The organism is Luteimonas sp. MC1825 (assembly GCF_014764385.1).
Classification (GTDB): Bacteria; Pseudomonadota; Gammaproteobacteria; order Xanthomonadales; family Xanthomonadaceae; genus Luteimonas.
Map to the genome: position 1 here is coordinate 2,385,151 of NZ_CP061714.1, position 24,945 is coordinate 2,410,095.

Genomic DNA, 24,945 nt, shown 5'->3' on the forward strand with positions numbered 1-24,945 from the left:
ATCGCCGCTCAGTACGGGCGTGGCGCCACGCGCAGCACGCGCGGGGTCACGAAGATCAGCAGCTCGGCCTTGGACTTGCTGCGGCTCTTGGTCTTGAACAGGTTGCCCAGGATCGGCAGGTCGCCCAGGAACGGCACCTTCGAGATCGAATTGCGATCGCTGAACTCGTACACGCCACCGATGACGACGGTCTGGCCGTCTTCGATCAGCACCGCCGTCGTCACTTCGCGCTTGGCGAGGTTGGGCACCGAGCCGAAGCCCGCGATGGTCGTGAAGTCCTGAATCTCGTCCTTCTTGACCGCGAGGTTCAGGAACACCCGCCCGTCGGCGGTGATGGTCGGCGTGACCTTCAGCTCCAGCAGCGCTTCCTTGAACTGGACGGTGGGCACGTTGTTGCTCTGCCCGCCGGTGACGGTCAAGTAACCGACCTCGCGACCCTGGCGGATGATTGCCTCGCGCTGGTTGCTGGTGACCACGCGCGGATTGGACACCACTTCGCCACGCTGCTCTTCCTGCAGCGCCTGGAGTTCGAAGTCCCAGTCGATGGTGTTGCCGAGGATGGTGAACGCGATCGAAGCAGGGTTCAGGCTGTTGATGTTGAAATCGCTGTTGAGTGCCTGCCCCAAGGGGCCCCAAGTTGGCAGATCGCCATCCGGGTCACGGATCGACTCGAGCGTGGAGTTGATCAGCTCGGTGTTGCTGTCAAGCGAGCCAGAAGTGATCAGGCGGTCCTTGGTGCCGCGGACGCCAAACCGCGCACCGAGGTCGCGCGCGAACGACTCGTTGGCGATCACGATGCGTGACTCGATCACCACCTGGTCGACCGGCTTGTCGAGCGTGGCCACGAGGCGCTTGATCTCTTCGACGCGCTGCGGAATGTCGATCACCAGCAGCGTGTTGGTGCGCCTGTCAAAGCTCAGGCTTCCGCGCGACGACAGGAAGCCGCGGCTGGAAGACGCCCCCTGGCCACCGCCACCACCCTGGCTGTTCTTGCTCTCATCGGTGAGCAGCTTGGCAATGTCCTCGGCGCTGCCGTAGGAGATCGGGATGTACTCCGTGCTCATCTCCGCGCGCTCTTCGAGCGCCAGGCGCGCATTGGCGATGTCCTGCTCGAACTTGGCGATCTCGGACTGCGGGGCGACCCACACCACGTTGCCGCTGCGGCGCTTGTCGAGCGACTTGGCCTGCAGGACGATGTCCAGCGCCTGGTCCCACGGCACGTTGATCAGTCGCAGGGTGACGTTGCCGGTGACGCTGTCACTGGCGACGATGTTGAGGTCCGACAGCTCGGCGATCAGCTGCAGCACCGTGCGCACCGGCACGTCCTGGAAGTTGAACGTGACCGGGCGGCCACCGTAGCTGCGTGTCTCCGTTCCCGGTCGGGCCGACGCCTGGGCCGTGGTGGCGACAGCCGCCGCGGTGCTGGCGCCCACCGCGCGGCTGGCGTTGGCCGCGCGCGGCACGATCTCGACGATGTAGTCGCGGCCGGTCTGGTAGGCGAGCGGCTCGAAGGCGCCTTCCGTGCTCAGCACGATCTGCGTGCCCTTGGGCCCCTGGTTGGCGTTGATGCGCTGCACCGGAGTGGCGAAGTCGGCGACGTTGAGCGGTCGCTGCAGTGCGACCGGCAGCTCGGCGTTGCCGACGTCCAGGATCACCGTGCCGCCCTGGGTACGCAGGTCGGGCGCGGCGCCGTCCCCGCTGAACTTCAGGATCAGCTTGCCGGAGCCGCCCTCACCGCGCTTGAAGTCGATGCCGGTGATCGCCACCGCCGCCGGGACCTGCTTGGCGGGGTCGATCGCGACCGCAGGCGTGACCTGCGCAAAGCTCGCGACCGGGACACCCGGTGACGGAGCGGCGTGGACGGCACTGAATGCCGCGAGGAGGCCGGCGAGGAGACCGCAGGCACCAGCCTTGAGGGGCATGGCGCGCGAGATCGGCGAACGGCGTGGCGCGTTGGTGAAGGTCATCTGGCTTCCCCTAATCAATTGTCTTCGAGCGCGATCGATGCCGGCCGTTCAAGCCAGCCACCCGCACCGTCAGGCACGAGTTCGACGAGTTCGATGCGATCTTCCTGGACGCTGGTCACGCGGCCATCGTTCTGGCCCAGGTACACGCCAGGACCGACCCGGTACGTGACCTTGTCCGGTGCCATCACCAGCGCGGTCAGGCTGCTGCCCGCGCCGAGCGATCCCACCATGTCGAGGCTGTCGAGCGGAAACTGCTCGAGCGTCTGCTTGCGGCGGTTGGAGTCCGGGCGCGGCCCGCTGCCGTTGCCCTCGTTCGCGAACGCGTCGCTGAACGGGTCGCGCAGGCCCTGCGCGGCGTACTCGAAACTCTCGAACTGCTGCATCACCGGCAACGGATCCAGCGGCGGTGCCGGCCGGGCGCGGACATTGGCGACCCACTCCTCGAGGTTCGGCGCCGTGCCCGGCTCGCTGGTGATCCCCCGCCCGCACCCGGCGAGCGCGACGAGGACGGCCAGGTACGCGAACCCGCGGCTGGCGTTGGCAATCGTGCCCATGTCAGGGGCTCCCCTTTGCGGCATCGGCGGCGACCTTTTCCTGCTCGGCCGCCTCCTCGTCATCCAGATAGCGGTAGGTCTTCACCGTGCCGGCAAGCTCCAGCGCGGAGTTCGGCCGGATGCCGACGACCTTGCCGTCGCCGCCGCCCTTGGGCCGCAGCTGGATGTCGTGCATCGTCATGATGACCACGCGCGGCAGCGAGGCCACGCCGCTGACGAAGGCGCCGAACTGGTGGTAGCTGCCGAGCATGCGCAGCGCGATCGGCTTCTCCGCGTAGAACTCCTTCGGCGACTCCGGACCCGGCTGGAACAGCTCGCTGGTGATGCCCGTGGCCAGCGCCGTCTGCGAGATGTCGACGATCAGGTCGGGCATCTCGGTGCGGCTGGGCAGCTGGCGCAGCATCTGCTGCAGCTGCTGCTCCATTTCCGCCAACTGCAGCTTGAGCGGCTCGAGGTTGGCGGCGCGGCCCTGCTTGGTCTCGAAATCGGCGCGCAGGCCGGACTCGGTGGCCTCCAGCGCCTTCAGCTGGTCGCCCTTGTCGCGGGTCAGCACCCACCACAGCAGGCCAAAGATCAGCAGCCCAAGCAGCACGCAGAACGCGATCTTGTATTCGCGCGGCCAGGAGCCGGTGTTGTTGAAGTCGAGTTCCTTGAGCGACATCTTGCGCTTGCTCACGACGCGGCTCCTTGTTCAGCGGCCGGGGCGGCGGCGGGCGCCGTTTCGGCGGCATCGGCCGGTGGCGGCGTGGCTGTGTCGGCGGGTGCGGCGGCAGCAGGCGCGACATCGGCGGCCGGCGCGGCGTCCACCGGCGGCACGGCATCGGGAATGCCGTCGCCGTCCTCGTCCTTCGGCGCGTTGGGATTGGCCAGCTGCACCGCCAGGTTGAAGGCATATGGCAGGCCGGCGACGCCGTCACGTGCCTCGATGATCGACAGGTCGGGCTTGGTCATCCAGCCGGAACCCTCGAGGTTGCGCATGTAGGTGCTGACGCGCGCGTTGGACTGCGAACGGCCCTCGAGCGACAGCTTCTCGCCCTCCTGCTTGATGCCGGTGAGCACCACGCCGTCGGGGATCGTGCGCACCAGCGAGTCGAACAGGTGGACCATCTGCGAGCGGTTGGCCTGCAACTGTTCGATGACGTCCTTGCGGGCCAGCAATCGCGCCTTCTGGCGGTCGAGTTCGTCGATTTCGGTGATGCTGGTCTCGACCTGCGTGATCTGCTCCTGCAGGAACGCGTTGCGCGCGTTCTGACCGTCGATCTGCGCGTTGTAATAGCTGTTGACCATGAACCACAGCACCACGCCGGCGAGCGCCGCGAAGGCCAGCATCACGCCGAACTCTTTCTGGCGCTGCTTGCGGCGCTCGGCGCGCCACGGAAGGAGGTTGATGCGCGCCATCAGTCGAAGCTCCTCATGGCCAGGCCGCAGGCGATCATCAGCGCCGGGGCATCCTGCGCGAGAGCATGCGCCTGGACGCGGGACCCCAGGGTCATCTGCGCCAGCGGGTTGGCGATGACGGTCTGCACGCCGAGCTGCTCCTCGACCATCTCGGCCACGCCGCCGATCGAGGCGCAGCCACCGGCCAGCACCACCTGGTCGACACGGTTGAACTCGCTGCCGGCGTAGAAGAACTGCAGCAGGCGGCTGATCTGCTGGACCAGCGCTTCCTTGAACGGCTCCAGCACCTCGATCTCGTAGCTTTCCGGCAGCCCGCCCTGGCGCTTGGCCAGGCCGGCTTCCTCGTAGGACAGGCCGTAGCGGCGCATGACCTCGTCGGTCAACTGCTTGCCGCCGAAGACCTGCTCGCGCGTGTAGAGACTGCGGCCGTTGCGGAGGATGTTGAGCGTGGTCATGGTGGCGCCGATGTCGACCAGCGCCACGATGCCGTCGCGCGGCACGTTGAGCGTATTGGCGAGCAGCGCGAAGGCGTTCTCGATCGCGAAGGCCTCGACGTCCATGACCCTGGCGGTGAGGCCGCCGAGCTCCAGCGCGGACGCGCGCATCTCCACGTTCTCCGAACGCGACGCCGCCAGCAGCACCTGCACCATCTCGGCGTTGCCTGGCATGGCACCCAGCACTTCGAAGTCGAGGTTCACTTCCTCGATCGGATACGGAATGTAGTTGACCGCCTCGAGTTCGACCTGCGATTCGAGGTCGTCCTCGTCGAGGTCGGCCGGCATCGGGATCACCTTGGTGATCACCGCCGAGCCGGCGACCGCGGCCGCGGCGTGCTTCGCCTTGCTGCCGGACCGCGTCATGGCGCGGCGGATGGCTTCGCCGACAGCCTCGACCTCGACGATGTTCTTCTCGACGACAGCATTGGGCGGCAGCGGTTCAACCGCGTAGTGCTCGACCCGGTATCGGTCGCCCGAACGCGACAGCTGCAACAGCTTGACCGCAGTCGAACTGATGTCGACCCCGACCAGCGGTGCCTGGCTTTTTGTGATCAGCCCCACGCTTTTCTCCCCATGTCACGGGCGCTTACGTGCGCTTCGTGCCCCGACGCATTAGATAACGGAGTTTTCACCGAATGGCAACAAGCAGCATGCGGCGACCTCCCGCATTGCGCGCTGTGTCACGTACTGACCCTGTGCGGCACTTGTGCCCGGGCAGGATCAGCCCGCAGTCCCCTCTCTATATACTGCGCGCTTCACAACGGTCCGGCTCCCGGGCCCCAGGACCCCATCGATGCCCCGCTTCCGTCGCCTGCTGCGCTGGCTGTTGATCTTGTTCGCCGGCTTCTTCGTCATCGGCCTGCTCGCAGCGGGCACACTGTACTACGTCGTGTCCTCGCGATTGCCCGACGTGGAGAGCCTGCGCAACGTCGAGCTGCAGGAGCCGCTGTATGTCTACGCGCGCGACGGCCGCCTGATGGCGCTGTTCGGCGAGACGCGGCGCTACCCGGTGGACATCGCCGAAGTGCCGGAACGCTTGAAGCAGGCGTTCATCGCGATCGAGGACAACCGCTTCTACGAGCACCACGGCGTGGATTACCGCGGTGTCAGCCGCGCGATCTGGCTGCTGGCGACGACCGACGACAAGCGCGTGCCGGGTGGGTCCACCATCACCCAGCAGGTGGCCCGCCAGTTCTTCCTGAGCTCGGAGTACAGCTACACGCGCAAGCTGTCGGAGATGCTGCTGGCGATGAAGATGGAGCGCGAGCTGTCGAAGGACGAGATCTTCGAGCTCTACCTCAACAAGAGCTTCTTCGGCAATCGCGCCTATGGCATCGCCGCCGCGGCCGAGTTCTATTACGGCAAGAAGCTCGACCAGCTCGACCTGGACGAACTGGCCACGCTGGCCGCGATCCCCAAGTTCCCGTCCAGCGGCAACCCCGTCACCAACCCAGAGCGCGCGCGCATCCGCCGCGACTACGTGCTGCAGCGCATGCATGAGCTGGGCTTCATCAGCCTGGCGGAAGCGACCGCGGCGCAGGCGGTGGCCATGCACGCCACCCCGCACGAACGCCCGGTCGAGGTGTACGCGCCGTATGTCGCCGAAATGGTGCGCCAGGAGATGATCGCCCGCTATGGCGGCGACGTGCTGACCCGCGGCTACCACGTCACCACCACGATCGATCCGACGATGCAGCTGGCCGCCGATGTCGCGGTGCGCAGCGGCCTGTCCGCATACGACCATCGCCACGGCTGGTCGAAGATCGAGCAGGCCTTCGACCTCGCGGCCGACGAGGACGCGGCAACCGCGGGCGCCCGCCTTCGCGGCATCCCTGCGCAGTCCGGACTGCTGCCGGCGATCGTCCTGCGCGCCGGCGACGGTACCGCCGACGTGGCGCTGACCGACGGCACCACGGTGACCCTCGACGCCGCCAGCAGCCGCTGGACCGGCCGCAATCCGGGGGCCCTGCTCAAGCGCGGCGACGTGACCCGCGTGCGCCGCATCGAGCCCAAGGGCAAGGACGGAGCCGCCCCGGACCCGGCGGCGAAGCCGACGTGGCAGCTCGACCAGGTGCCACGCGCGCAATCCACGCTGGTGTCGCTGGAGCCCGACAATGGCGCCTTGCGCGCGCTGGTCGGTGGCTTCAGCTTCGCCGGCCAGAAGTTCAACCGCGCCACCCAGGCGCGCCGCCAGCCGGGCTCGAGCTTCAAGCCCTTCATCTATGCCGCGGCCTTCGAGCGCGGCTTCAACCCGGCCTCGGTGGTGGTCGACGCGCCGGTGGTGTTCCGCATGCGCCGCGGCCAGGACTGGCGCCCGCAGAACGACGACGGCAAGTTCGCCGGCCCGATGCGGCTGCGCGAAGCGCTGGTGCGTTCGCGCAACCTGGTGTCGGTGCGCCTGCTTGACGCCATCGGCGTCGACTACGCGCGCCGCTACATCAGCCACATGGGGTTCGACGAGTCCGAGCTGCCGCCCAACCTGTCGATCGCGCTGGGCACGCCGTCATTGACGCCGCTCGACATCACGCGCGGTTACGCGGTGTTCGCCAACGGCGGCTTCCGCGTCACGCCCTGGTTCATCGACGAGGTCAAGGACCGCGACGGCAAGGTGGTCTTCAAGGAGAACCCGGCAGTCGCGTGCCGCAGCTGCGGCGCCGACGGGACGACGGTCGCGACCGCGAACGTGGTCGATGGCTTCAACCTCGGCCCGAGCCAGCCGGCAACCGCCGCCGCACCTGCCGCCACCACGCCCGAACCCGCGGCCCCGGTCGCCGGCCCCGACAGGCTCGTGGCGCCGCGCGCCATCGACGCGCGCGTCGCGTACCAGCTGGTGTCGATGATGCGCGACGTCGTGCAACGCGGCACCGGCACCGCGGCCAAGGTGCTTGGCCGCGAGGACGTCGGCGGCAAGACCGGCTCCACCAACGACCACCGCGACGCATGGTTCTCCGGCTTCGGCGGCAACCTGGCCACGGTGGTCTGGGTCGGTCGCGACGACAACCGCTCGCTCGGCTACCGCGAATACGGGGGCAAGTCGGCGCTGCCGATCTGGATCGACTTCATGCGCGTTGCGCTGGACGGCATGCCCATCGCGGCCAACGAGCCACCGGACGGCATGGTCAAGGTTGCGGTCAGCGCGAGCGGGCGGCTGCTGCCGACCACCTCCGATGGCGGCCTGGTCGAGTGGGTGAAAGCCGAGGACCTCGAGCGCATGGAGTCGACGTACGAGGACGTGGCCGACGAGGTCCCGACCGAGGAAGCGTTCGACATCTTCTGAGGCGTCATCCGGTAGTCTGTGGTGGCCTTCTCCGGATGGAGCGCCCGCATGCACAGAGCCAGACAGCACGCAGGAACCCGAAGCCGTGAGCTCCGCCACCGCCTCGCCCACGAGGCGGCGCGGTTGATCGCCGAAGGCGGGATCCGCGACTTCCACCACGCCAAGCGCAAGGCCGCCGAGCGGCTCGGCATCCACGACGACGCGTCGCTGCCCCGCAACCACGAGATCGAGGACGCGCTGCGCGAGTACCAGCGGCTGTTCCTCGGTGACACGCACGCCGGCCAGTTGCAGGTGCGCCGCGAGGCCGCCCTGCAGGCGCTCGAATTCTTCGCTGCCTTCGATGCGCGCCTGGTGGGTCCGGTGCTCGAAGGCACGGCGGGCCCGCACGCACCCGTGACGCTCCACCTCTACTGCGACGACGCCGATGCCGTGCCGCGCTTCCTCGGCGATGCCGGCATCCCCGCGGAATCGCACAGCCGCCGGGTGCGCCTGGACCGCGCGCGCGTCGGCGAGTTCCCGGCGTGGCTGTTCAGCGCCGGCGACACCGTCATCGAGCTCACGGTCCTGCCCGCCGCGGCCCTGCGCCAGGCGCCGTTGTCGGCGGTGGACGAAAAACCGATGCCGCGCGCATCGGCCAACCAACTACGCAGGCTGCTGGCTGAAGGTGACGAGGCGCATGGGCCAGTTTCCGACGCGCGCTGACCCGGTACCTGCTGGGCGACGAACATCGCGGCAGGCCTCACCAGAAGAAAAACGCCCCGCATTGCGGGGCGTTGTGCATCGCGCGGCCTGATGTGGCGTCAGCGCTTGTCGGCGGCCGGGTAATCGCGCACACCGGAACCGGTATAGATCTGCCGCGGGCGGCCGATCTTGAACTCCGGATCGGTCTGCTGCTCGAGCCAGTGTGCCATCCAGCCGGCGGTGCGCGCGATGGCGAACATCACCGTGAACATCTCGGTCGGGATCTTCAGCGCCTTGTAGATGATGCCGCTGTAGAAATCGACGTTCGGGTAGAGCTTGCGCTGCACGAAGTAGTCGTCCTTGAGCGCCGCCTCCTCGAGCCGCATCGCGACCTCGAGCAGCGGGTCGTCGATGCCGAGTTCCTCCAGCACCTTGTGGCACATCTCCCGGATGATCTTGGCGCGCGGGTCGAAGTTCTTGTACACGCGGTGGCCAAAGCCCATGAGGCGGAAGCCGGATTCCTTGTCCTTGGCACGGTCGATCGCCGACTGCACGTTCTTCGCCGTGCCGATCTCGGCCAGCATCTTCAGCACCGCCTCGTTGGCGCCGCCATGCGCCGGGCCCCACAGCGCGGCGACGCCCGAGGCGATGCACGCGTAGGGGTTGGCACCGGTGGAACCCACCAGGCGCACCGTCGAGGTCGACGCGTTCTGCTCATGGTCGGCGTGCAGGATGAACAACAGGTCCAGCGCCTTCGCGGCGACCGGGTTGAGCACCAGCGGCTCGCTCGGCACCTCGAACATCATGTGCAGGAAGCGATCGACGTAGGGCAGGTTGTTGCGCGGGAACCGAAGCGGCCAGCCCATTGAATGCCGGTAGCAGGCGGCGGCGATGGTCGGCACCTTGGCGATCATGCGGATCGCCGCCATGCGGCGCTCTTCCGGGTCGTCGTAGTCGAGATCGTTGTGGTAGAAACTCGCCATCGAACCGATCATGCCGACCAGCATCGCCATCGGGTGGGCGTCGTGGCGGAAGCCACCGAGGAAGTTCTTGAACGCCTCGTGCAGCATGGTGTGGTGGGCGACGTCATGGTCGAACGCACCCATCTGCGCGGCGTCGGGCAGCTCGCCGTTCAGCAGCAGGTAGGCGACCTCGAGGAACGAGGAATGCTTTGCCAGCTGGTCGATCGGGTAGCCGCGATACAGCAGCACGCCCTCGTCGCCGTCGATGTAGGTGATCGCCGACTTGCAGCTGGCGGTGGCGGTGAAACCGGGATCGTAGGTGAAGAGGCCGGTTTCCTTCGGCAGCCTGCCGATGTCGACGCAGTCGTTGCCGAGCGTAGGCTTGAGGATCGGCAGTTCGACCGACTTGCCGGCGGCCTGCACTGCAACGGTGCCGGCGTTCGAGCCGACGTTGGACGGGGTGGCGGACACAGACGCACTCCTTTCGTATCGCGTGGACCCGCGCATCGGGGGCGGGTCGGATGAGGCGGGGTCGCGCGCGTGCGCGATCGGGCAATTATCGCATAGGCCCCGGCCGCGACGGATACGCCAGCGGCCGCAACGATGGAACGCGGCGGCTCAAACGAAAACGGCCGCCCAGTGGGCGGCCGTCGGCTCGGGCGCGTGGTGCCGGGCGCTTACTTGGAGTAGCGCTTGCGGAACTTGTCGACGCGGCCGCTGGTGTCCATGAGCTTGTTCTGGCCCGTGTAGAACGGATGCGAAGCCGACGAGACTTCGATCTTGATCAGCGGATACTCGTTGCCGTCTTCCCACTTCACCGTCTCCTTGCTGGAAAGGGTGGAACGCGTGAGGATCTTGAAATCCGAGGTCACGTCCTGGAAAACGACGTCGCGGTAAGCAGGATGGATGTCGGCCTTCATGACGGGTACCGGTATCTGGGCGAGGAAAGAGCGGCATTATAGCCGGCCCCAATACGCGCCGCAAGCCGCCTCAGGCGCCGAGCGCCCCGCGCACCAGGGCCTCGAACATCGACTGGTCGTAGCGAAGCAGGATGCGCGCCTGGTCCGGGCGCCCGAGCTGCCGCTGCCAGTCGACCACCGTGGTGCCGCGCGCCACCGGATCCGCCAGCACCACGTCGATCGGCCGCGACTCGGCCTGCAGCACGCCCTGCGGGGCCAGCGCCATGGCCATCGCCAGCGCATCCGCGGCATGCCAGAGCTCGCCACGACCGTCTTCCGACCACAGCCGCGTATGCCGCGAGATGGCCTCGTAGAACCCGGCCACGGGACCGGTGGCGGCCAGCCACCGGTCGACATCGCGGTGGTGCATGCCGTGGGCGACGGTAGCCTCCCAGTCGGCGAGGTCGAAAGCGGGGAATGACTGGAACACGATCCGCGCCGCCTCGGGATCGAAATAGACGTTGAACTCCGCCGACGGCGTGATGTTGCCGCGCGCGGTGACCGCGCCGCCCATCACCACAAGCCGGCCAATGCGCTGCGGAAGGGTGGGATCCAGGCGCAGCGCCAGCGCGAGGTTGGTGAGCGGACCGAGCATGACCAGCAGCAGCCGGCCGGCGTGCTCGTGGGAGAGGCGCAGGATCGCCTGCACGGCGTGTTCGGATTGGGCGCCGCGGGTGGCCGGCGCGTGGCCGACATCGCCGAAGCCGTCCGCGCCGTGCACGTGCGCCGCGTCGGGCGCCGCGTGAAGCAGCGGGCGGTCGCAGCCGGGGAACACGGGCACATCGTCGCGCGCCGCGATCTCGCAAAGCTTGAGCGCGTTGGCCACGGTATGGCGCAGGCCGACGTTGCCGGCGGCAACGGTCAACCCGACCACGTCATGGCGCGCGTCGCGCAGCGCCATCAGCAGGGCGAGCGCGTCGTCGACGCCCGGGTCGGTATCGATCAGCAGCGGGATGCGTTCATTGGTCATCGATCGATTATCCATGTTCGTGCCGCGGACATCAGGCCGCCGCGTAACGCACGGCGCCACCGATCCAGCGCGCCACCAGGCGTTCGGCAATGTCGGGCTGGTCGCGCAGCAGCTGCTCGCCCAACGCGTGCACCAGCGGCAGCAGGTCGGCATCGCGCGCCAGGTCGGCGACGCGGAACGCCGCAAGGCCGGTCTGGCGGGTGCCGAGCAGTTCGCCCGGTCCACGCAGCTCCAGGTCCTTCTCGGCGATGACGAACCCGTCGCCGGTCTCGCGCATCGTCTCCAGGCGTTCGCGCGCCATCCGCGACAACGGCGGCTGGTACAGCAACACGCAGCTCGAAGCGGCACTGCCCCGCCCCACCCGCCCGCGCAATTGATGCAGCTGCGCCAGGCCCAGGCGCTCGGCGTTCTCGATCACCATCAGCGAGGCATTGGGCACGTCCACGCCGACCTCGATCACCGTGGTGGCGACCAGCAGGTCGGCCGCGCCCTCCTTGAACGCGCGCATCGCCGCCTGCTTTTCGTTGGCCTTCATGCGGCCATGCACCAGCGCGACGCGAAGCCCGGGCAGGGCTTCGGAAAGCGCCTCGAACGTCGCCTGCGCGGCCTGCGCCACGATCTCGTCGGAGTCGTCGATGATCGTGCATACCCAGTACGCCTGCCGACCCTGGGCACAAGCCGCACGGATGCGTTCGATGAGTTCCGGGCGACGGCCCGCGGCGAGTACGACGGTCTGCACCGGCGTGCGTCCGGGCGGCAGCTCGTCGATCGCCGACACATCGAGGTCGGCGTAGGCCGCCATGGCCAGGGTGCGCGGGATCGGCGTGGCGGTCATCACCAGCTGGTGCGGCACCCGCCCGCCCTCGCCGCCCTTGTCGCGCAGCGCCAGGCGCTGGTGCACGCCGAAGCGATGCTGCTCGTCGATGATCGCCAGCGCGAGGTCGTGGAACACCACGCCCTGCTGCATCAGCGCATGCGTGCCGACCACCACCTGCGCCTGGCCGCTGGCGACCGCCGCCATCGCCTGCGCGCGCGCGCGGCCTGTGACCTTGCCGGCCAGCCACTCGACGCGAAGGCCGAGCGGTTCCAGCCACGACCGCAGGTTGACGAGATGCTGCTCGGCCAGCAGCTCGGTGGGTGCCATCAGCGCCGCCTGGCGGCCCTCGGCGACCGCCATCAGCGCGGCCATCGCCGCCACCACGGTCTTGCCGGAACCGACATCGCCCTGCACCAGCCGCAGCATCGGCACCGGTCGCGCCATGTCACCGCGGATCTCGTCGAAGACGCGCGCCTGCGCCGCGGTGAGTGCGAACGGCAGGTCCTCGCGCAGCCGTTGCGCGAGTGCCGAGTCGGCAAGCGGCCGCGCGGCGTGCGACTGCTGGGCGATGCGCTGGCGGCGCATGCTCAGGTGGTGCGCGAGCAGCTCTTCGAGCGCCAGCCGACGCTGCGCGGGATGCGTGCCGGCGAGCAACGCGGCGACATCGGCGTCGCGAGGCGGGCGGTGCATCGTGAGCAGCGACTCGCGCAGCCCGGGCAGCGCATGTACGCGCAGCAGCGCGGCCGGCAGGAGTTCGAGCACGTCGCCATCGGGAAGGCGGTCGAGCGCCTGCGCGATCAGCCGCTTCATCACCGCCGGGCCGACGCCCTCGATCGCCGGGTAGACAGGGTCGAGGCGATCGCCAAGCCCGGCGACGCAGTCGTCGCCGACCAGGCTGTAACTCGGGTGGACGATCTCCAGCCCGCGCTGCCCGGGCCGCGGCGTGCCGAAGCAGCGCACGCGCGCGCCCGGCGTGAACTGCGCGGCCTGCGCGGCGCGGAAATGGAAGAAGCGCAGCACCAGCGTGCCGTGCGAGTCGTCGACGATCGCGACCCGCAACATCGGCTTGTAGCGGAAGCCGCGCTCGACCGCCTCGACCCGACCTTCGACCTGCGCGGGAACACCCGGCTGCAGCATGCGGATCGGCGTGATGGCGGTGCGGTCCTCGTAGCCGCGCGGCAGCTGCAGCCACAGGTCCTGCACGCCGGTCAGGCCACGCGCGGCGAGCTTCTCCGCAACCCGCGGGCCGACGCCGGCCAGCGCCGACAGCACATCGGTGCCGGCGGGTGCCAGCGAGGGCGCGGCTGCGCCCGCCTTGCGCCGGGGTGCCGCCACTGCCTCAGTCGGTGACCATCACGGCGTCGACCTCGAACTGCGCGCCCTTGGGCAGCGCGGACACTTCGATGGTCGCACGCGCGGGATACGGCGCATTGAAATACTCCGCCATCACCGCGTTCACGGCCGCGAACTGGCCGAGGTCGGTGAGGTACAGGCCGACGCGCGTGACGTCATCGAGCGACCCGCCGGCCGCCTCGCAGACCGCGCGCAGGTTGTCGAATGCGCGCCGCGCCTGCGCGGCAAGATCACCGGGGACCAGTTCGCCCGTGGCCGGGTCCAGCGGGATCTGCCCGGACACGAACACGGTGTTGCCGGCGCGGGTGGCCTGCGAGTACGGACCGATGGCCGCCGGTGCGTGGGCGGTGGTGATGGGTGTCCTGGGCATTTTCGAGTCCTCGAAGGCGATGCGGTCGATTATGACCGCCACCCCGCCGATTCTCTATCGGCGCGGTTTCAGATCCGCTGCACGCCGTGGACCACGCCGAGCCGACGGGTGCGGCGGATGACATGCGCCAGGTGCGTGCGGTTGCGCACTTCGATCGAGAATCGGATCGCGGCGACATTGGTGTCGCGCTCCAGGTATTCGACGCCGTCGATGTTGGAGTCCGCCTGCGCGATCGCCGCCGCCACCTGTGCCAGCACGCCCGGCCGGTTCTCGACCTCGATGCGCAGCGCCACTGCGTAATCGCCGGCGACCTCGCGATCCCAGCCGATGTCGACCCAGCGATCCGGCGACTTGCGGTATTCGGCGACATTCGGGCATTCCATCCTGTGCACCACGATGCCACGGCCGGCGGTGTGGTAACCCATGATCTCGTCGCCCGGGATCGGCATGCAGCAGTTGGCGAAGGTCACCACGCCGCGTTCGCTGCCGGTGATCAGGATGCGGTCGTCGCCGCGGTGCACGCGCGGCGCGCCGTCGGCACCCGGGGTCTTGCGCGCCAGCGACTGCGCGACCTGCGACGGCATGCGGTTGCCCAGCGCGACCTCGGCCAGCAGCGCTTCCAGCCGCGGGAAGCGATGCTCGGCCAGGTAGGCTTCGAGATGCTCCGCCGGCAACTGTTCCAGCGAGCTGTCGAGATCCTCGAGCGCACTGTCGAGCATGCGGTGGCCAAGCTGCACGGCGTCTTCGTGCTCGAGCTGCTTGAGCTGCTGGCGGATCGCGGTGCGCGCCTTGCCGGTGACCACGAACTCCAGCCACTGCGGCCGCGGCTGCGACGACTTCGCGGTGACGATTTCCACCGACTGGCCGGTGGCCAGCTTGGTGCGCAACGGCACCAGCTTGCGGTCGACGCGCGCGGCCACCGCCCTGTTGCCGACGTCGGTGTGCACCGAGAAGGCGAAATCAAGCGCCGTGGCGTTGCGCGGCAGCGACATGATGTCGCCCTTGGGCGTGAACAGGTAGACCTCGTCCGGGAACAGGTCGACCTTGACGTTCTCGAGGAACTCCAGCGACGACCCGGTGCCGCTCTGCGATTCCAGCAGCGCGGAGATCCACGAATGCGCGCGCGCCTGCGCGCTGTTCGGCGCGCCACCGCCGTGCTTGTACGCCCAGTGCGCGGCGATGCCACGCTCGGCGATCAGGTCCATCTCCTCGGTGCGGATCTGCACCTCGATGGGCGAGCCGTAGGGGCCGAACAGCACCGTGTGCAGCGACTGGTAGCCGTTGGCCTTGGGGATCGCGATGAAATCGCGGAAGCGGCCGTCGAGCGGCTTGTACACCGAATGCGCCACGCCCAGCGCGTGGTAGCAGTCGCGCACCGAGCCGACGATCACCCGGAAGCCGAACACGTCGATCACCTGGCTGAAGGTTTTTCCTTCCGCGCGCATCTTGTTGTAGATGCTCCACGGCGACTTCACCCGGCTCACCAGGCGGTAGTCCACGCCCTCGTTGGTCAGCCGCTGCGCGAGCTGCGCCTCGATCTTGGCCAGTGCCTCGCGCCGCACCAGCGGCTGCGAGCGGATGCGCTTCTCGAGGATGCGGTGGCGCAGCGGGTGCAGGGCGGCAAACCCGAGGTCCTGCAGCTCGGCCTTGATCAGGTTCATGCCCAGGCGCTGCGCGATCGGCGCGTAGATCTCCAGCGTCTCGCTGGCGATGCGCTGGCGCGCCTCGGGGGACTGCGCGCCGAGCGTGCGCATGTTGTGCAGGCGGTCGGCCAGCTTGATCAGGATGACGCGCAGGTCGCGCGCCATCGCCAGCATCATCTTGCGGAAGCTCTCCGCGTCCGCCTCGCGGCGGTTGGCGAACTGCAGCTTGTCGAGCTTGGTGACGCCGTCGACCAGCTCCGCGACCGCCTCGCCGAACTCGCCGGCCAGTGCGTCGCGCCCCAGCGGCGTGTCCTCGATGGTGTCGTGCAGGATGGCCGCGACCAGTGTCTCGAGGTCGACCTTCTGCTCCGCCAGCACCTGCGCCACAGCGACCGGGTGGGTGATGTAGGGCTCGCCGGACTTGCGCACCTGCCCCGCGTGCGCGGCCGCGCCCACCGCCCAGGCACGGCGCACCTGGCGGCGCTGGTCTTCGGGCAGGTACGCGCTCGCGCGCTCCAGCGCGCGCATGTAGCCGGGGATGTCTTCGTCCCCGGGGACCGGTACCTGCACCAGCGCGAGCTCTGCGGATGTCATGGGTCGAGCCTACGCGTGCGCCCGCAGCCCGGCAACGCGCGGCGGTCGATGCACGCGGGCCGTGAACGCAGACGGCCCCGGATGTCCGGGGCCGTCATGGTCAAGCTGGCAAGCGCCATGCAGGCGCCCGCGGATCAGGCGTCGTCGCCCTTGCCCAGGTCGTCGTCGGCCACGACTTCGGCGGCCGCCCATTCCAGCGCCTCGCGCTCCTTGCGCTCGCGCTCCGACTTCTCGACGGCGTCGATGTACTCGGGATTGATGCGGCGCGCGGCGATCTCGCGCAGCGCCAGCACCGTCGGCTTGTCGTCGTTCTCGCTGTTGTCGATCTGCGGCTCGACGCCATTGGCAAGCTGGCGGGCGCGCTTGGCGGCCAGCATGACCAGTTCGAAACGGTTGTCGACGACTTTCAGGCAATCTTCAACGGTGATGCGGGCCATAAATCTCCTGGCGGCCGACCGGCCGTCGATGCAGTGCGAGGGACCGGAAAGGATAGCGATACCGCGCCCGGCACGCAAGCCGAGCTGTTGCGAATCAGGCACTTGGGGCGTAATGCCAGCCTTGGCGGATCAGTCTTCCTGCAGCAGCGCGCCGATCAGGGCGCGGTGCCGCCAGGCCTGGGCGTCCAGGCGCAGCCGGCTGGCGACGAAGATCGCGCACATCTCGTCCACCGCGGTGGCGAAATCCTCGTTCACGATCACGTAGTCGAATTCCGCATAGTGCGACATCTCCTCGCGCGCGGCGGCCAGGCGCCGGGCCATGACCTCCTCGCTGTCCTGGCCGCGCTTGCGCATGCGCTCGTCGAGCGCCGCGCGCGAGGGCGGCAGGATGAACACGCCGACGGCGTCGGGCACCAGCTTGCGCACCTGGCGCGCCCCCTGCCAGTCGATTTCCAGCAGCACGTCGCGGCCGGCCGCCAGCTGCGGTTCCACCGACTGCCGCGCGGTGCCCTTCCAGTCGCCGTGCACGCGGGCATGTTCGAAGAGCTCGCCGGCGGCGATCATCTCCTGGAACCGCGCATCGTCGACGAAGTGGTAATGCTCGGCGTGCCGCTCGCCCGGGCGCGGCGGTCGCGAGGTGAACGAGACCGACAGGCAGATGTTGGCGTCGCGCGCCAGGCAGGCGTTGACGATGCTCGACTTCCCGGCGCCCGACGGCGCGGCGACGATGAACAGCCTGCCCCGCGTTGGAACGTCGGGCTTATTCAATGTTCTGCACCTGTTCGCGCACCTGGTCGATCAGCACCTTGAGCTCGACGGCGATGTTGGACGTGCGCGGATCGACCGACTTCGAACCCAGCGTATTCGCCTCGCGATTGAACTCCTGGAGCAGGAAATCGAGCCGGCGGCCGGCGGGCTCGCGCTGGCCGAGCACGCGGCGGATCTCGGCCACGTGGCTGTCGAGGCGGTCAAGCTCCTCGTCGACGTCGAGCTTCTGCAGCGACAGCACCAGCTCCTGCTCGAGCCGGCCGGGATCGGCGGGCTGCGCCAGGTCGGCCAGGCGCGCCTCGAGCTTGGCGCGCTGCCCGGCGCGGATCGCCGGCACCACGCCACGCACCTCGGCGGCGCGCGCGGCGATGCCGTCGACGCGCTCCAGCATCACCGCCACCAGCTTGCCGCCCTCGCGCTCGCGCGCGGCGATGAACTCGCCCAGCACCTGGTCCAGCAGCGCGAGCGCCTCGCCCTGCAGGGCGTCGGCGTCGGTGGCCCGGGTGCGCAGCACGCCGGGGTACTGCAGGAGCTCGGTGAACCCGACCTGCATCGCCGGGAACCGCGGCTGCAGGCGCAGCGCCAGTTCGCCCAGCCGCTCCACCAGCGCATCGTCGACCACGAACGCGCCCGCGTCCTCCGGCGCGCGCAGGCGCAGGGTGAGCTCGACCTTGCCGCGCGCGACGCGGGCCCCGATGCGCTCGCGCAGCACCGCTTCCAGCGCACGCAGCTCGTCCGGCGCACGCACCCCGAGCTCAAGGTAGCGGTGGTTGACCGCACGGAGCTCGCAGCCAAGGGTGCCGAAGGCGGTGGCACGTTCGCCGGAAGCGAAGGCGGTCATGCTGCGGATCATGCGGTGCATCCGGTGGTTCGGGGTGCCGATGGTAAACTCGCGCGCCATTCCTGCGGTAATTCCCTCCATGAGCGATTCTCCCCGTCCAAGCGGGCGCGCGCCTGCCCAGATGCGCGACGTGCGTATCCAGCGCGGCTACACCCGCCATGCCGAGGGATCGGTCCTGGTGACCTTTGGCGATACGCGGGTGCTGTGCACGGCCACGGTCGAGAACCGCGTGCCGGGCTTCCTGCGCGGCAAGGGCACCGGCTGGGTGACCGCCGAATACGGCATGCTGCCGCGCGCCACCCACAGCCGCTCCGACCGCGAGGCCGCGCGCGGCAAGCAGGGCGGGCGCACGCTGGAGATCCAGCGCATGATCGGCCGCTCGCTGCGCGCCTGCGTGGACCGCGACGCACTCGGCGAGCGCACCATCACCCTCGACTGCGACGTGCTGCAGGCCGACGGCGGCACCCGTTGCGCCGCCATCACCGGTGCCTACGTGGCGCTGGTGGACGCGGTGCGCTGGCTGCAGGGTCGCCGCGAGCTCGGCAAGCGCGACCCCATCCACGGCGCGATCGCCGCGGTGTCGGTCGGCATCCACGGCGGCCGCCCGGTGCTCGACCTCGACTATGCCGAAGACAGCGCCTGCGACACCGACATGAACGTGGTGATGAACGACGGCGGCGGCTTCATCGAGCTGCAAGGCACCGCCGAGGGCCACGCGTTCCGCCGCGAGGAGCTGGACGCCATGCTCGCCCTGGCCGCGCGGGGCTGCGGGGAACTGTTCGCGGCACAGCAGGCGGCGCTGGCCGAAGGCTGAGCCATGGACCTGGTGCTGGCCAGTGGCAACGCGGGCAAGCTGGCGGAATTGCGCGCACTGCTGGACGGCTCGCGCTTCAACCTGCGCGCGCAGTCCGAGTTCGGCGTCGCCGACGTTGACGAAACCGGCCTGACGTTCATCGAGAACGCGCTGCTCAAGGCGCGCCACGCGGCGCTGGCGACCGGCCTGCCGGCGCTGGCCGACGACTCGGGGCTGTGCGTGGACGCGCTCGACGGCGCCCCGGGGCTGTATTCCGCGCGCTACGGCGGAACCCACGGCGATGCCGGGCGCAATATCGCGCGCCTGCTGCGCGAGCTTGACGGCGTGGCCGACGAGGCCCGGGGTGCCAGCTTCCACTGCGCGATCGTGGTGCTGCGCCGCGCGGACGACCCGCAGCCGATCATCGCCGAGGGCCAGTGGCGCGGACGCATCCTGCACGCGCCGCGCGGCGCGGGAGGCTTCGGCTACGACCCGGTGTTCCTGGATCCGGGCAGCGGCCTGACCGCCGCCGAGCTGCCCGCCGCACTCAAGAACACCATCAGCCATCGCGGCCGCGCGCTCGCGGTGCTGCGCGAACGCCTCGCCGAACTGGCCTGACCATGCTGCTGCCGCCGCCGCTGTCGCTGTACGTGCACCTGCCGTGGTGCGTGCGCAAATGCCCCTACTGCGACTTCAACTCGCACGAGCAGCGCGGCGCGCTGCCGTTCGCCGAGTACGTCAGCGCACTGGTCGCCGACCTCGAGCACGACCTGCCGCTGGCATGGGGCCGCACCGTGCATTCGGTGTTCTTCGGCGGCGGCACGCCGTCGCTGTTTCCAGCGGCGGCGATCGACGACTTCCTGCAGCAGGCCAGCGCGAGGCTGCGGTTCGCTCCGGGTTGCGAGATCACCCTGGAGACCAACCCCGGCACCGCCGAGCACGGACGCTTCGAGGGCTACCTCGCGGCCGGCGTGAACCGCCTGAGCTTCGGCATCCAGAGCTTCGACGACGCCTGCCTGCAGCGACTCGGGCGCATCCACGACAGCCGCGAGGCGGACGCGGCCGTGAAGCTCGCCCAGGACGCCGGCTTCGACAACATCAACCTCGACCTGATGTACGCCCTGCCCGGCCAGGACCTCGATGGCGCCGCGCGCGACCTGGAACGCGCGTTCGCGCTGCAGCCGGCGCACATCTCGCACTACCAGCTCACCCTCGAACCGAACACGCTGTTCGCCGCCAGGCCGCCCGCGGGTTTGCCCGACGAGGACACTGCCTGGGACATGCAGGAACACGGCCAGGCGCTGCTCGAGGCGGCGGGCTACGGGCATTACGAGGTCAGCGCCTACGCGCGGCCCGGGCGCCAGTGCGCCCACAATCTCAACTACTGGCGCTTCGGCGACTACCTCGGCATTGGCGCAGGCGCGCACGGCAAGATCACGTTGGGCGCCGGGCAGGCGATCCGCCGGCGCTGGAAGCTCAAGCACCCGGCGGCGTGGCTGGCCACGGCGGGCAGCGACGCGGCATTCGGCGGCGACGAGGACATCGAGCCCGCGCGGCGGCCGTTCGAATACATGCTCAACGCGCTGCGCCTGCACGAAGGCTTCGCGCTGGCCGACTTCGAGGCCCGGACCGGCCTGGCGCGTGCCACGATCGACGCGCAACTCGCGGAGGCCGCGGCGCGCGGCTGGCTTGTCGAGGATGCGGGCCATGTCAGGCCCACCCCGCTGGGCCGGCGCCTGGGCAACGACGTGGTCGCGCTTTTCCTGACATGAGCGCCCATCGGCCGCCGTGTCCTGACGCCGGCGGAAACCCCGTGCTGGCCGCGGGGCATGCCTGCATGCTAAGTATCCCCACAGGGGAAGCGAGCCAGACGCAAACATGTCAGTGACGACGCCAAACAATGACGCCACCGCTCCGCGGACACTGGCGGCCGCCGGTCTGCCGCGACGCGTGCGCAAGGCGCTGGAAAGCGCGTTGGCGCTGGTCTCCGCGGAGCTGGACAATTACCTCGGCGCGATGCTCGACGAATTCGAGCAGGAGCTGTTCCGCCTCGCCGACCGCGCACGCAATCCGGGCAGCGAGTCCAACTTCGTGCAGGCGCTGCGCACGTTCCGCCTGAACCGCTCCGACCTGGTCCCGCAGCTGATGCTGGAGCTCGAAGCGTCGCTGGCCACCCTGCGCGCTCCGCCCGCGGCGCAGGGGAAGGCGTCCGTCCGCGAGGCCGGCAGCCATCTTCTGCTGACCCTGGTCGAAGACGCGGCGATGGACGAAGACGGCATCCTGCGCGAAATCGCCAGCCGCCAGGAGGGCCGCGCCACCCTGGCGATGCACCTGCTCGGGCAGCGCTTCGGTGTGCTGGCGGGTTCGCCCGCGATCGACGCCGCGCGCTTGCCGCTGGGCCCGCAGTCGGTGTGCCGCGCGTTGCGCACCGCCAGCCGGGCACTCGATATCGGCGTCGAATCGCGCGAACTGCTGTTCCGGCTGTTCGACCGCATGGTGATGGGCCACTACGCGCCCGTGCTGGAGAAGCTCGACGCCGCACTGGACCGCGAGGGCGTGCTGCCCGGCCTGACCTACGTGCCGATGCGCGTGCGTGCAACCGCACGCGAGCAGGCGCACGAGGCCGCGGCGAACGCCGCCCCGGGACAGGCGGCATCGCGCCCGCGGGCGCGCGGCACGGGAGAGGCCGCCCAGGGTGCTCCGGGCCCCGCTGCCGGCGCAGGCCGCCCCGCCGGCAACGGCGAGCGCGGCAGCCCGGCTGTCGACGGCCGCAGCACCGGCCATGCGGATGCGGGCGCGGCACACGGCCACGGCACAGGCGCGACGCACGCCGACCTGCAGCGCCCGCATACCGGCTGGATGGCCGAGACCAGCAGCGCCTTCGAGAACTCCGACGAGCAGGCCGACTACCAGGCCCTGCAGCAGCTGATGGCCGGGCGCCGCGCGTTGATCGGCAAGCTGCGGCCCGGGCAGGCCGCCAGCGCCGCGCCGCCACTCAGCACCGACGACGTGTTCCGTGCGCTGGGCACGCTGCAGGCCGCGCCCGAGGCGTCGCCACGCAACCTGATGGACATCCGCCAGTCCCTGCTCGCGCAGGCCCGGCAGAAGCGCGGCAAGGGCGCCAGCCTTTCGCAGCGCGACAACGACACCTTTGAACTGCTGCACATGCTGTACGGGCAGCTGGAAGGCGAGATCAGCCGCGACGCACCCGCCAGCGCCCTGCTCCGCCGGCTCCAGCTCCCGTTGCTGCGCGTCGCGCTCCAGGACCCGGCGTTCTTCGTGCGCGCCGCGCATCCGGCCCGGCAACTGCTCAATACCGTCGCCGAGACGGCGGCGAAATGGCTCGACAAGGACGATTTCGATCCACAGCTGTTGCCGCCGCTGCAACAGGCGGTCAGCCACGTCATCGACAAGTACGATGGCGACGACGCGGTGTTCGAGGATTCCAACCGCGCGCTGCAGGCGCATCTCCAGGCGCAGGTGCGCCGCGCCGAGATGCTGGAGCGTCGCCACGTCGAGGCGGCGCGCGGCAAGGAAAAGCTGGAAGTCGCGAAGCTGCGCGCCGGCAAGGCGCTCGCCGACATGCTCGGCGACCAGCGCATCCCGAAGTTCTCGCGCGCGCTGCTCAACCAGGCCTGGGCTGACGTGCTGACCCTCACCCTGCTCCGCCAGGGCGAGGATTCGCAGGAGTGGCAGGGCCAGCTGGACGCCACGCGGCGGATCATCCAGGCCTGCGGCCATGGCGCGGACGCGGCCGACCCCGCGTTGGCGACACATGTCGAGGGCGCGCTTTCGCAGGTCGGCTACCACGCCGAGGAAGCGGCGATCATCGCCAACCGCCTGACCAGCAGCCGCAGCGACGAGGACGATCCGGCGTCGCGCACCGAGCTGGCCATGAAGCTGAAGGCCAGGACGCGACTGGGCGAGGACAGCGCCCGCGCGCGCAGGCCGGATCTGCCGCCACGCACGCCGGAAGAACAGGCGCGCTACGAGCAGCTGCGGGTGATGCCGTTCGGCACGTTCATCGAGTTCGTGACCAACCAGCAGGGCGACGTGGTCCGCCGCCGCCTGTCGTGGTTCAGCCCGGTCACCGACAACGCCCTGTTCGTCAACCAGCGCGGCCAGCGGGTCGGCGAGCATTCGCTGGATGCGCTGGCGCGCATGATCGTGGCCGACCAGGCACGCATCGTCACCGCCGAGCGCGGCCGCCTGGTGGACCGCGCCTGGCAGGCGGCGATGCGTACCCTGCGCAGCTTTGCCGGCCGTGGCGACGCCCCGGCGATCACCGGGGACGGATTGCCATGATCAACGAGTTCCGCCGCGCCAAGCGCCGCAAGGCGCCCGACACCATCCTGGTCATGGATGCCATGACCGAGCGCGTGGTCGGCCGCATCGGCAACCTGTCCGAAACCGGCATGCTGCTGCTGGCCAACGAGGCACTGGTGGACGACGCGCTCTACCAGTTCCGCTTCGCGCTGCCGACGCCGGAGGGCGCCGACGCCAGCGTCGAGGTGGGCGCGCACCTGCTGTGGCGCGACCAGGCCAGCGCACCCGGCCAGGCGTGGACCGGCTTCCGCTTCATCGGCATGTCGGAGCCGCAGGTCGGTCGCCTGCGCGCCTGGATCGAGGCGCCGGGCAGCCACTACGAGTAGCCGTCGACCGGGCGGTCGCAGGGCGGCATCGCGGTCGATGCGGCAGAATACGGGTTCTTCCCGGAGCCGTCCCCCGCCATGTCCGTCGCCCTCGCCCCGCTGTACGCCGCCCACCTCGACACCCTGTTCGCACGCACCGCCGAAGCGCTCGGCCGTGGCGGCTTCGACCACCTGGTCGTGCCCAGTGGTACCCGGCATTACCAGGTGTTCGACGATCGCGACTATCCGTACGCGGTGAACCCGCAGTTCAAGGCCTGGGTACCGCTGCTGCGCAATCCCGGCAGCTGGCTCGTGGTCACGCCCGGCGCGCGGCCGAAGCTGGTGTACCTGCAGCCGCGCGACTACTGGCACGTGGTCCCCGAGGCGCCGTCCGGATACTGGGCGGAACACTTCGACATCGTGGTCATCCGCACGCCGGACGAGGCGCTCGAACACCTGCCGAGGAACGCCAGCCGCTGCGCGATCCTCGGCGAGCCCCAGAGCGCGCTCGGACGCTACGGTGCGTTCGCACCCAACAATCCGCAGCCGGTGCTGGATTACCTGGACTACCACCGCGCCTTCAAGACGCCGTACGAACTGGCGATGCTGCGCGAGGCTTCGCGCCTGGCCGTGCGCGGCCACCACGCCGCCGAGCGCGCGTTCCGTGCCGGTGCCAGCGAATTCGGCATCCACCTCGCCTATTGCCAGGCGGTGGGCCAGGACGCGGCGGAACTGCCCTACGGCAACATCGTGGCGCTCAACCGGAACGGCGCGGTGCTGCACTACACCGAACTCGACCGCCTGCCGCCCAAGCCGGTGCGCAGTTTCCTGCTCGATGCCGGCGCCGGCCATGGCGGCTACGCGGCCGACGTCACGCGCACCCACGCCGCGGATGGCGAAAGCGAGTTCCACGCCATGGTCATGGCCGTGGACACGGCGCAGCAGGCGATGTGCGCCCAGGTGCGCGCCGGATTCGATTACCGGCAGCTGCACCTCGATGCGCACCTGGCGCTGGCCGGGGTGCTTGGCGAGTTCGGCATCCTGAAGGTGTCCCCGGAGGAGGCTGTCGCCACCGGCGTCAGCGGCACGTTCTTCCCGCACGGCATCGGCCATGGGCTCGGCCTGCAGGTGCACGACGTCGCCGGGTTCGCGGCATCCGATGCCGGCGGCACCATCGACAAGCCGGAAGGCCACCCCTACCTGCGGCTGACGCGCGTGCTGGAGCCCGGCATGGTGGTGACCATCGAGCCGGGCCTGTACTTCGTCGACATGCTGCTCGAGGACCTGCGTGCTGGCGCGCACGCCGGGAGCGTCGACTGGGACCGCGTCGATGCGTTCCGCCCGTATGGCGGCATCCGCATCGAGGACAATGTGGTCTGCACCGACGGCGATCCGCGCAACCTGACCCGCGAGGCGTTCGCCGCCTGAGCGGC

At 69.6% G+C, this 24,945-nt stretch carries 22 protein-coding genes; 8 read left to right on the plus strand and 14 right to left on the minus strand.

The genetic code is table 11. The annotated features are described in order from the left end of the window. Positions 1-8 precede the first annotated feature (8 nt). Genes pilQ through IDM46_RS11185 form a run of 5 tightly spaced genes read right to left on the minus strand, consistent with a single transcriptional unit; the run spans position 9 to position 4,977 of the window. Complete coding sequence (gene pilQ, locus IDM46_RS11165; RefSeq protein ID WP_185115749.1) at positions 9-1,967, minus strand: type IV pilus secretin PilQ; 1,959 nt, start codon at positions 1,965-1,967, stop codon at positions 9-11. A 14-nt stretch (positions 1,968-1,981) separates the two neighbouring features. Further along, positions 1,982-2,521 (minus strand): pilus assembly protein PilP, encoded by a 540-nt coding sequence (locus IDM46_RS11170; RefSeq protein ID WP_185115750.1) that lies wholly within the window; start codon positions 2,519-2,521, stop codon positions 1,982-1,984. A 1-nt stretch (position 2,522) separates the two neighbouring features. Further along, positions 2,523-3,197 carry a type 4a pilus biogenesis protein PilO gene (pilO, locus tag IDM46_RS11175; RefSeq protein WP_182824788.1) on the minus strand — a complete coding sequence of 225 codons (675 nt, stop codon included), beginning with the start codon at positions 3,195-3,197 and terminating at the stop codon, positions 2,523-2,525. Further along, on the minus strand, positions 3,194-3,919 hold the full coding sequence (locus IDM46_RS11180) for a PilN domain-containing protein (protein WP_182824786.1): 726 nt from the start codon (positions 3,917-3,919) through the stop codon (positions 3,194-3,196). Before IDM46_RS11180 ends, pilO begins: the two co-directional genes overlap by 4 nt. Then, positions 3,919-4,977 (minus strand): pilus assembly protein PilM, encoded by a 1,059-nt coding sequence (locus IDM46_RS11185; RefSeq protein ID WP_182824784.1) that lies wholly within the window; start codon positions 4,975-4,977, stop codon positions 3,919-3,921. Before IDM46_RS11185 ends, IDM46_RS11180 begins: the two co-directional genes overlap by 1 nt. A gap of 232 nt (positions 4,978-5,209) precedes the next feature. On the opposite strand from IDM46_RS11185, the gene IDM46_RS11190 reads away from it, so the two are divergent. Both IDM46_RS11190 and IDM46_RS11195 read left to right on the plus strand, forming a co-directional pair. Continuing rightward, entirely contained in the window at positions 5,210-7,693 is a 2,484-nt protein-coding gene (locus IDM46_RS11190) for a penicillin-binding protein 1A (RefSeq protein WP_185115751.1), read from the plus strand. 48 nt (positions 7,694-7,741) lie between these two features. Further along, entirely contained in the window at positions 7,742-8,395 is a 654-nt protein-coding gene (locus tag IDM46_RS11195; RefSeq protein WP_185115752.1) for a hypothetical protein, read from the plus strand. 98 nt (positions 8,396-8,493) lie between these two features. Here IDM46_RS11195 and IDM46_RS11200 read toward each other — a convergent pair whose 3' ends face one another. The 9 genes from IDM46_RS11200 to IDM46_RS11240 form a co-directional block, all read right to left on the minus strand. After that, positions 8,494-9,759, minus strand: coding sequence for a citrate synthase (locus IDM46_RS11200; RefSeq protein WP_223878076.1), 1,266 nt, complete (start codon positions 9,757-9,759; stop codon positions 8,494-8,496). A gap of 254 nt (positions 9,760-10,013) precedes the next feature. Beyond that, positions 10,014-10,256 (minus strand): type B 50S ribosomal protein L31, encoded by a 243-nt coding sequence (locus tag IDM46_RS11205; RefSeq protein WP_182824775.1) that lies wholly within the window; start codon positions 10,254-10,256, stop codon positions 10,014-10,016. Positions 10,257-10,326: 70 nt separating this feature from the next. Further along, positions 10,327-11,265, minus strand: a complete 939-nt coding sequence (locus tag IDM46_RS11210; RefSeq protein WP_185115754.1) for a nucleoside hydrolase — start codon at positions 11,263-11,265, stop codon at positions 10,327-10,329. Between the two features lie 31 nt (positions 11,266-11,296). Continuing rightward, the gene (gene recG, locus IDM46_RS11215; protein ID WP_223877964.1) at positions 11,297-13,417 is read right to left on the minus strand and encodes an ATP-dependent DNA helicase RecG; all 2,121 of its coding nucleotides are present in this window, start codon (positions 13,415-13,417) and stop codon (positions 11,297-11,299) included. Positions 13,418-13,421: 4 nt separating this feature from the next. Continuing rightward, on the minus strand, positions 13,422-13,805 hold the full coding sequence (locus IDM46_RS11220; protein ID WP_185116087.1) for a RidA family protein: 384 nt from the start codon (positions 13,803-13,805) through the stop codon (positions 13,422-13,424). Between the two features lie 68 nt (positions 13,806-13,873). Further along, positions 13,874-16,042, minus strand: coding sequence for a bifunctional (p)ppGpp synthetase/guanosine-3',5'-bis(diphosphate) 3'-pyrophosphohydrolase (locus IDM46_RS11225; RefSeq protein ID WP_182824769.1), 2,169 nt, complete (start codon positions 16,040-16,042; stop codon positions 13,874-13,876). Between the two features lie 134 nt (positions 16,043-16,176). Beyond that, a complete protein-coding gene (gene rpoZ / locus IDM46_RS11230) occupies positions 16,177-16,479 on the minus strand; it encodes a DNA-directed RNA polymerase subunit omega (RefSeq protein WP_182824766.1) in 303 nt (100 codons plus the stop codon). A 129-nt stretch (positions 16,480-16,608) separates the two neighbouring features. After that, on the minus strand, positions 16,609-17,247 hold the full coding sequence (gene gmk, locus IDM46_RS11235; protein WP_185115755.1) for a guanylate kinase: 639 nt from the start codon (positions 17,245-17,247) through the stop codon (positions 16,609-16,611). After that, positions 17,240-18,100 carry a YicC/YloC family endoribonuclease gene (locus IDM46_RS11240; RefSeq protein WP_185115756.1) on the minus strand — a complete coding sequence of 287 codons (861 nt, stop codon included), beginning with the start codon at positions 18,098-18,100 and terminating at the stop codon, positions 17,240-17,242. The genes gmk and IDM46_RS11240 overlap by 8 nt, the downstream gene beginning before the upstream one ends. Before the next feature lie 67 nt (positions 18,101-18,167). Here IDM46_RS11240 and rph point away from each other — a divergent pair, with 67 nt between their 5' ends. From rph to pepQ, 6 genes are all read left to right on the plus strand, one after another. Further along, positions 18,168-18,902 (plus strand): ribonuclease PH, encoded by a 735-nt coding sequence (gene rph, locus IDM46_RS11245; RefSeq protein WP_185115757.1) that lies wholly within the window; start codon positions 18,168-18,170, stop codon positions 18,900-18,902. Positions 18,903-18,905: 3 nt separating this feature from the next. After that, complete coding sequence (gene rdgB / locus IDM46_RS11250) at positions 18,906-19,499, plus strand: RdgB/HAM1 family non-canonical purine NTP pyrophosphatase (RefSeq protein WP_185115758.1); 594 nt, start codon at positions 18,906-18,908, stop codon at positions 19,497-19,499. After that, positions 19,496-20,653, plus strand: a complete 1,158-nt coding sequence (hemW, locus tag IDM46_RS11255) for a radical SAM family heme chaperone HemW (RefSeq protein WP_185116088.1) — start codon at positions 19,496-19,498, stop codon at positions 20,651-20,653. The genes rdgB and hemW overlap by 4 nt, the downstream gene beginning before the upstream one ends. A 112-nt stretch (positions 20,654-20,765) precedes the next feature. Then, entirely contained in the window at positions 20,766-23,186 is a 2,421-nt protein-coding gene (locus tag IDM46_RS11260) for a DUF1631 family protein (RefSeq protein ID WP_191073335.1), read from the plus strand. Next, positions 23,183-23,533 carry a PilZ domain-containing protein gene (locus IDM46_RS11265; RefSeq protein ID WP_182824753.1) on the plus strand — a complete coding sequence of 117 codons (351 nt, stop codon included), beginning with the start codon at positions 23,183-23,185 and terminating at the stop codon, positions 23,531-23,533. Before IDM46_RS11260 ends, IDM46_RS11265 begins: the two co-directional genes overlap by 4 nt. A 78-nt stretch (positions 23,534-23,611) precedes the next feature. Beyond that, positions 23,612-24,940, plus strand: a complete 1,329-nt coding sequence (pepQ, locus tag IDM46_RS11270; protein ID WP_185115760.1) for a Xaa-Pro dipeptidase — start codon at positions 23,612-23,614, stop codon at positions 24,938-24,940. Positions 24,941-24,945: the final 5 nt, after the last annotated feature.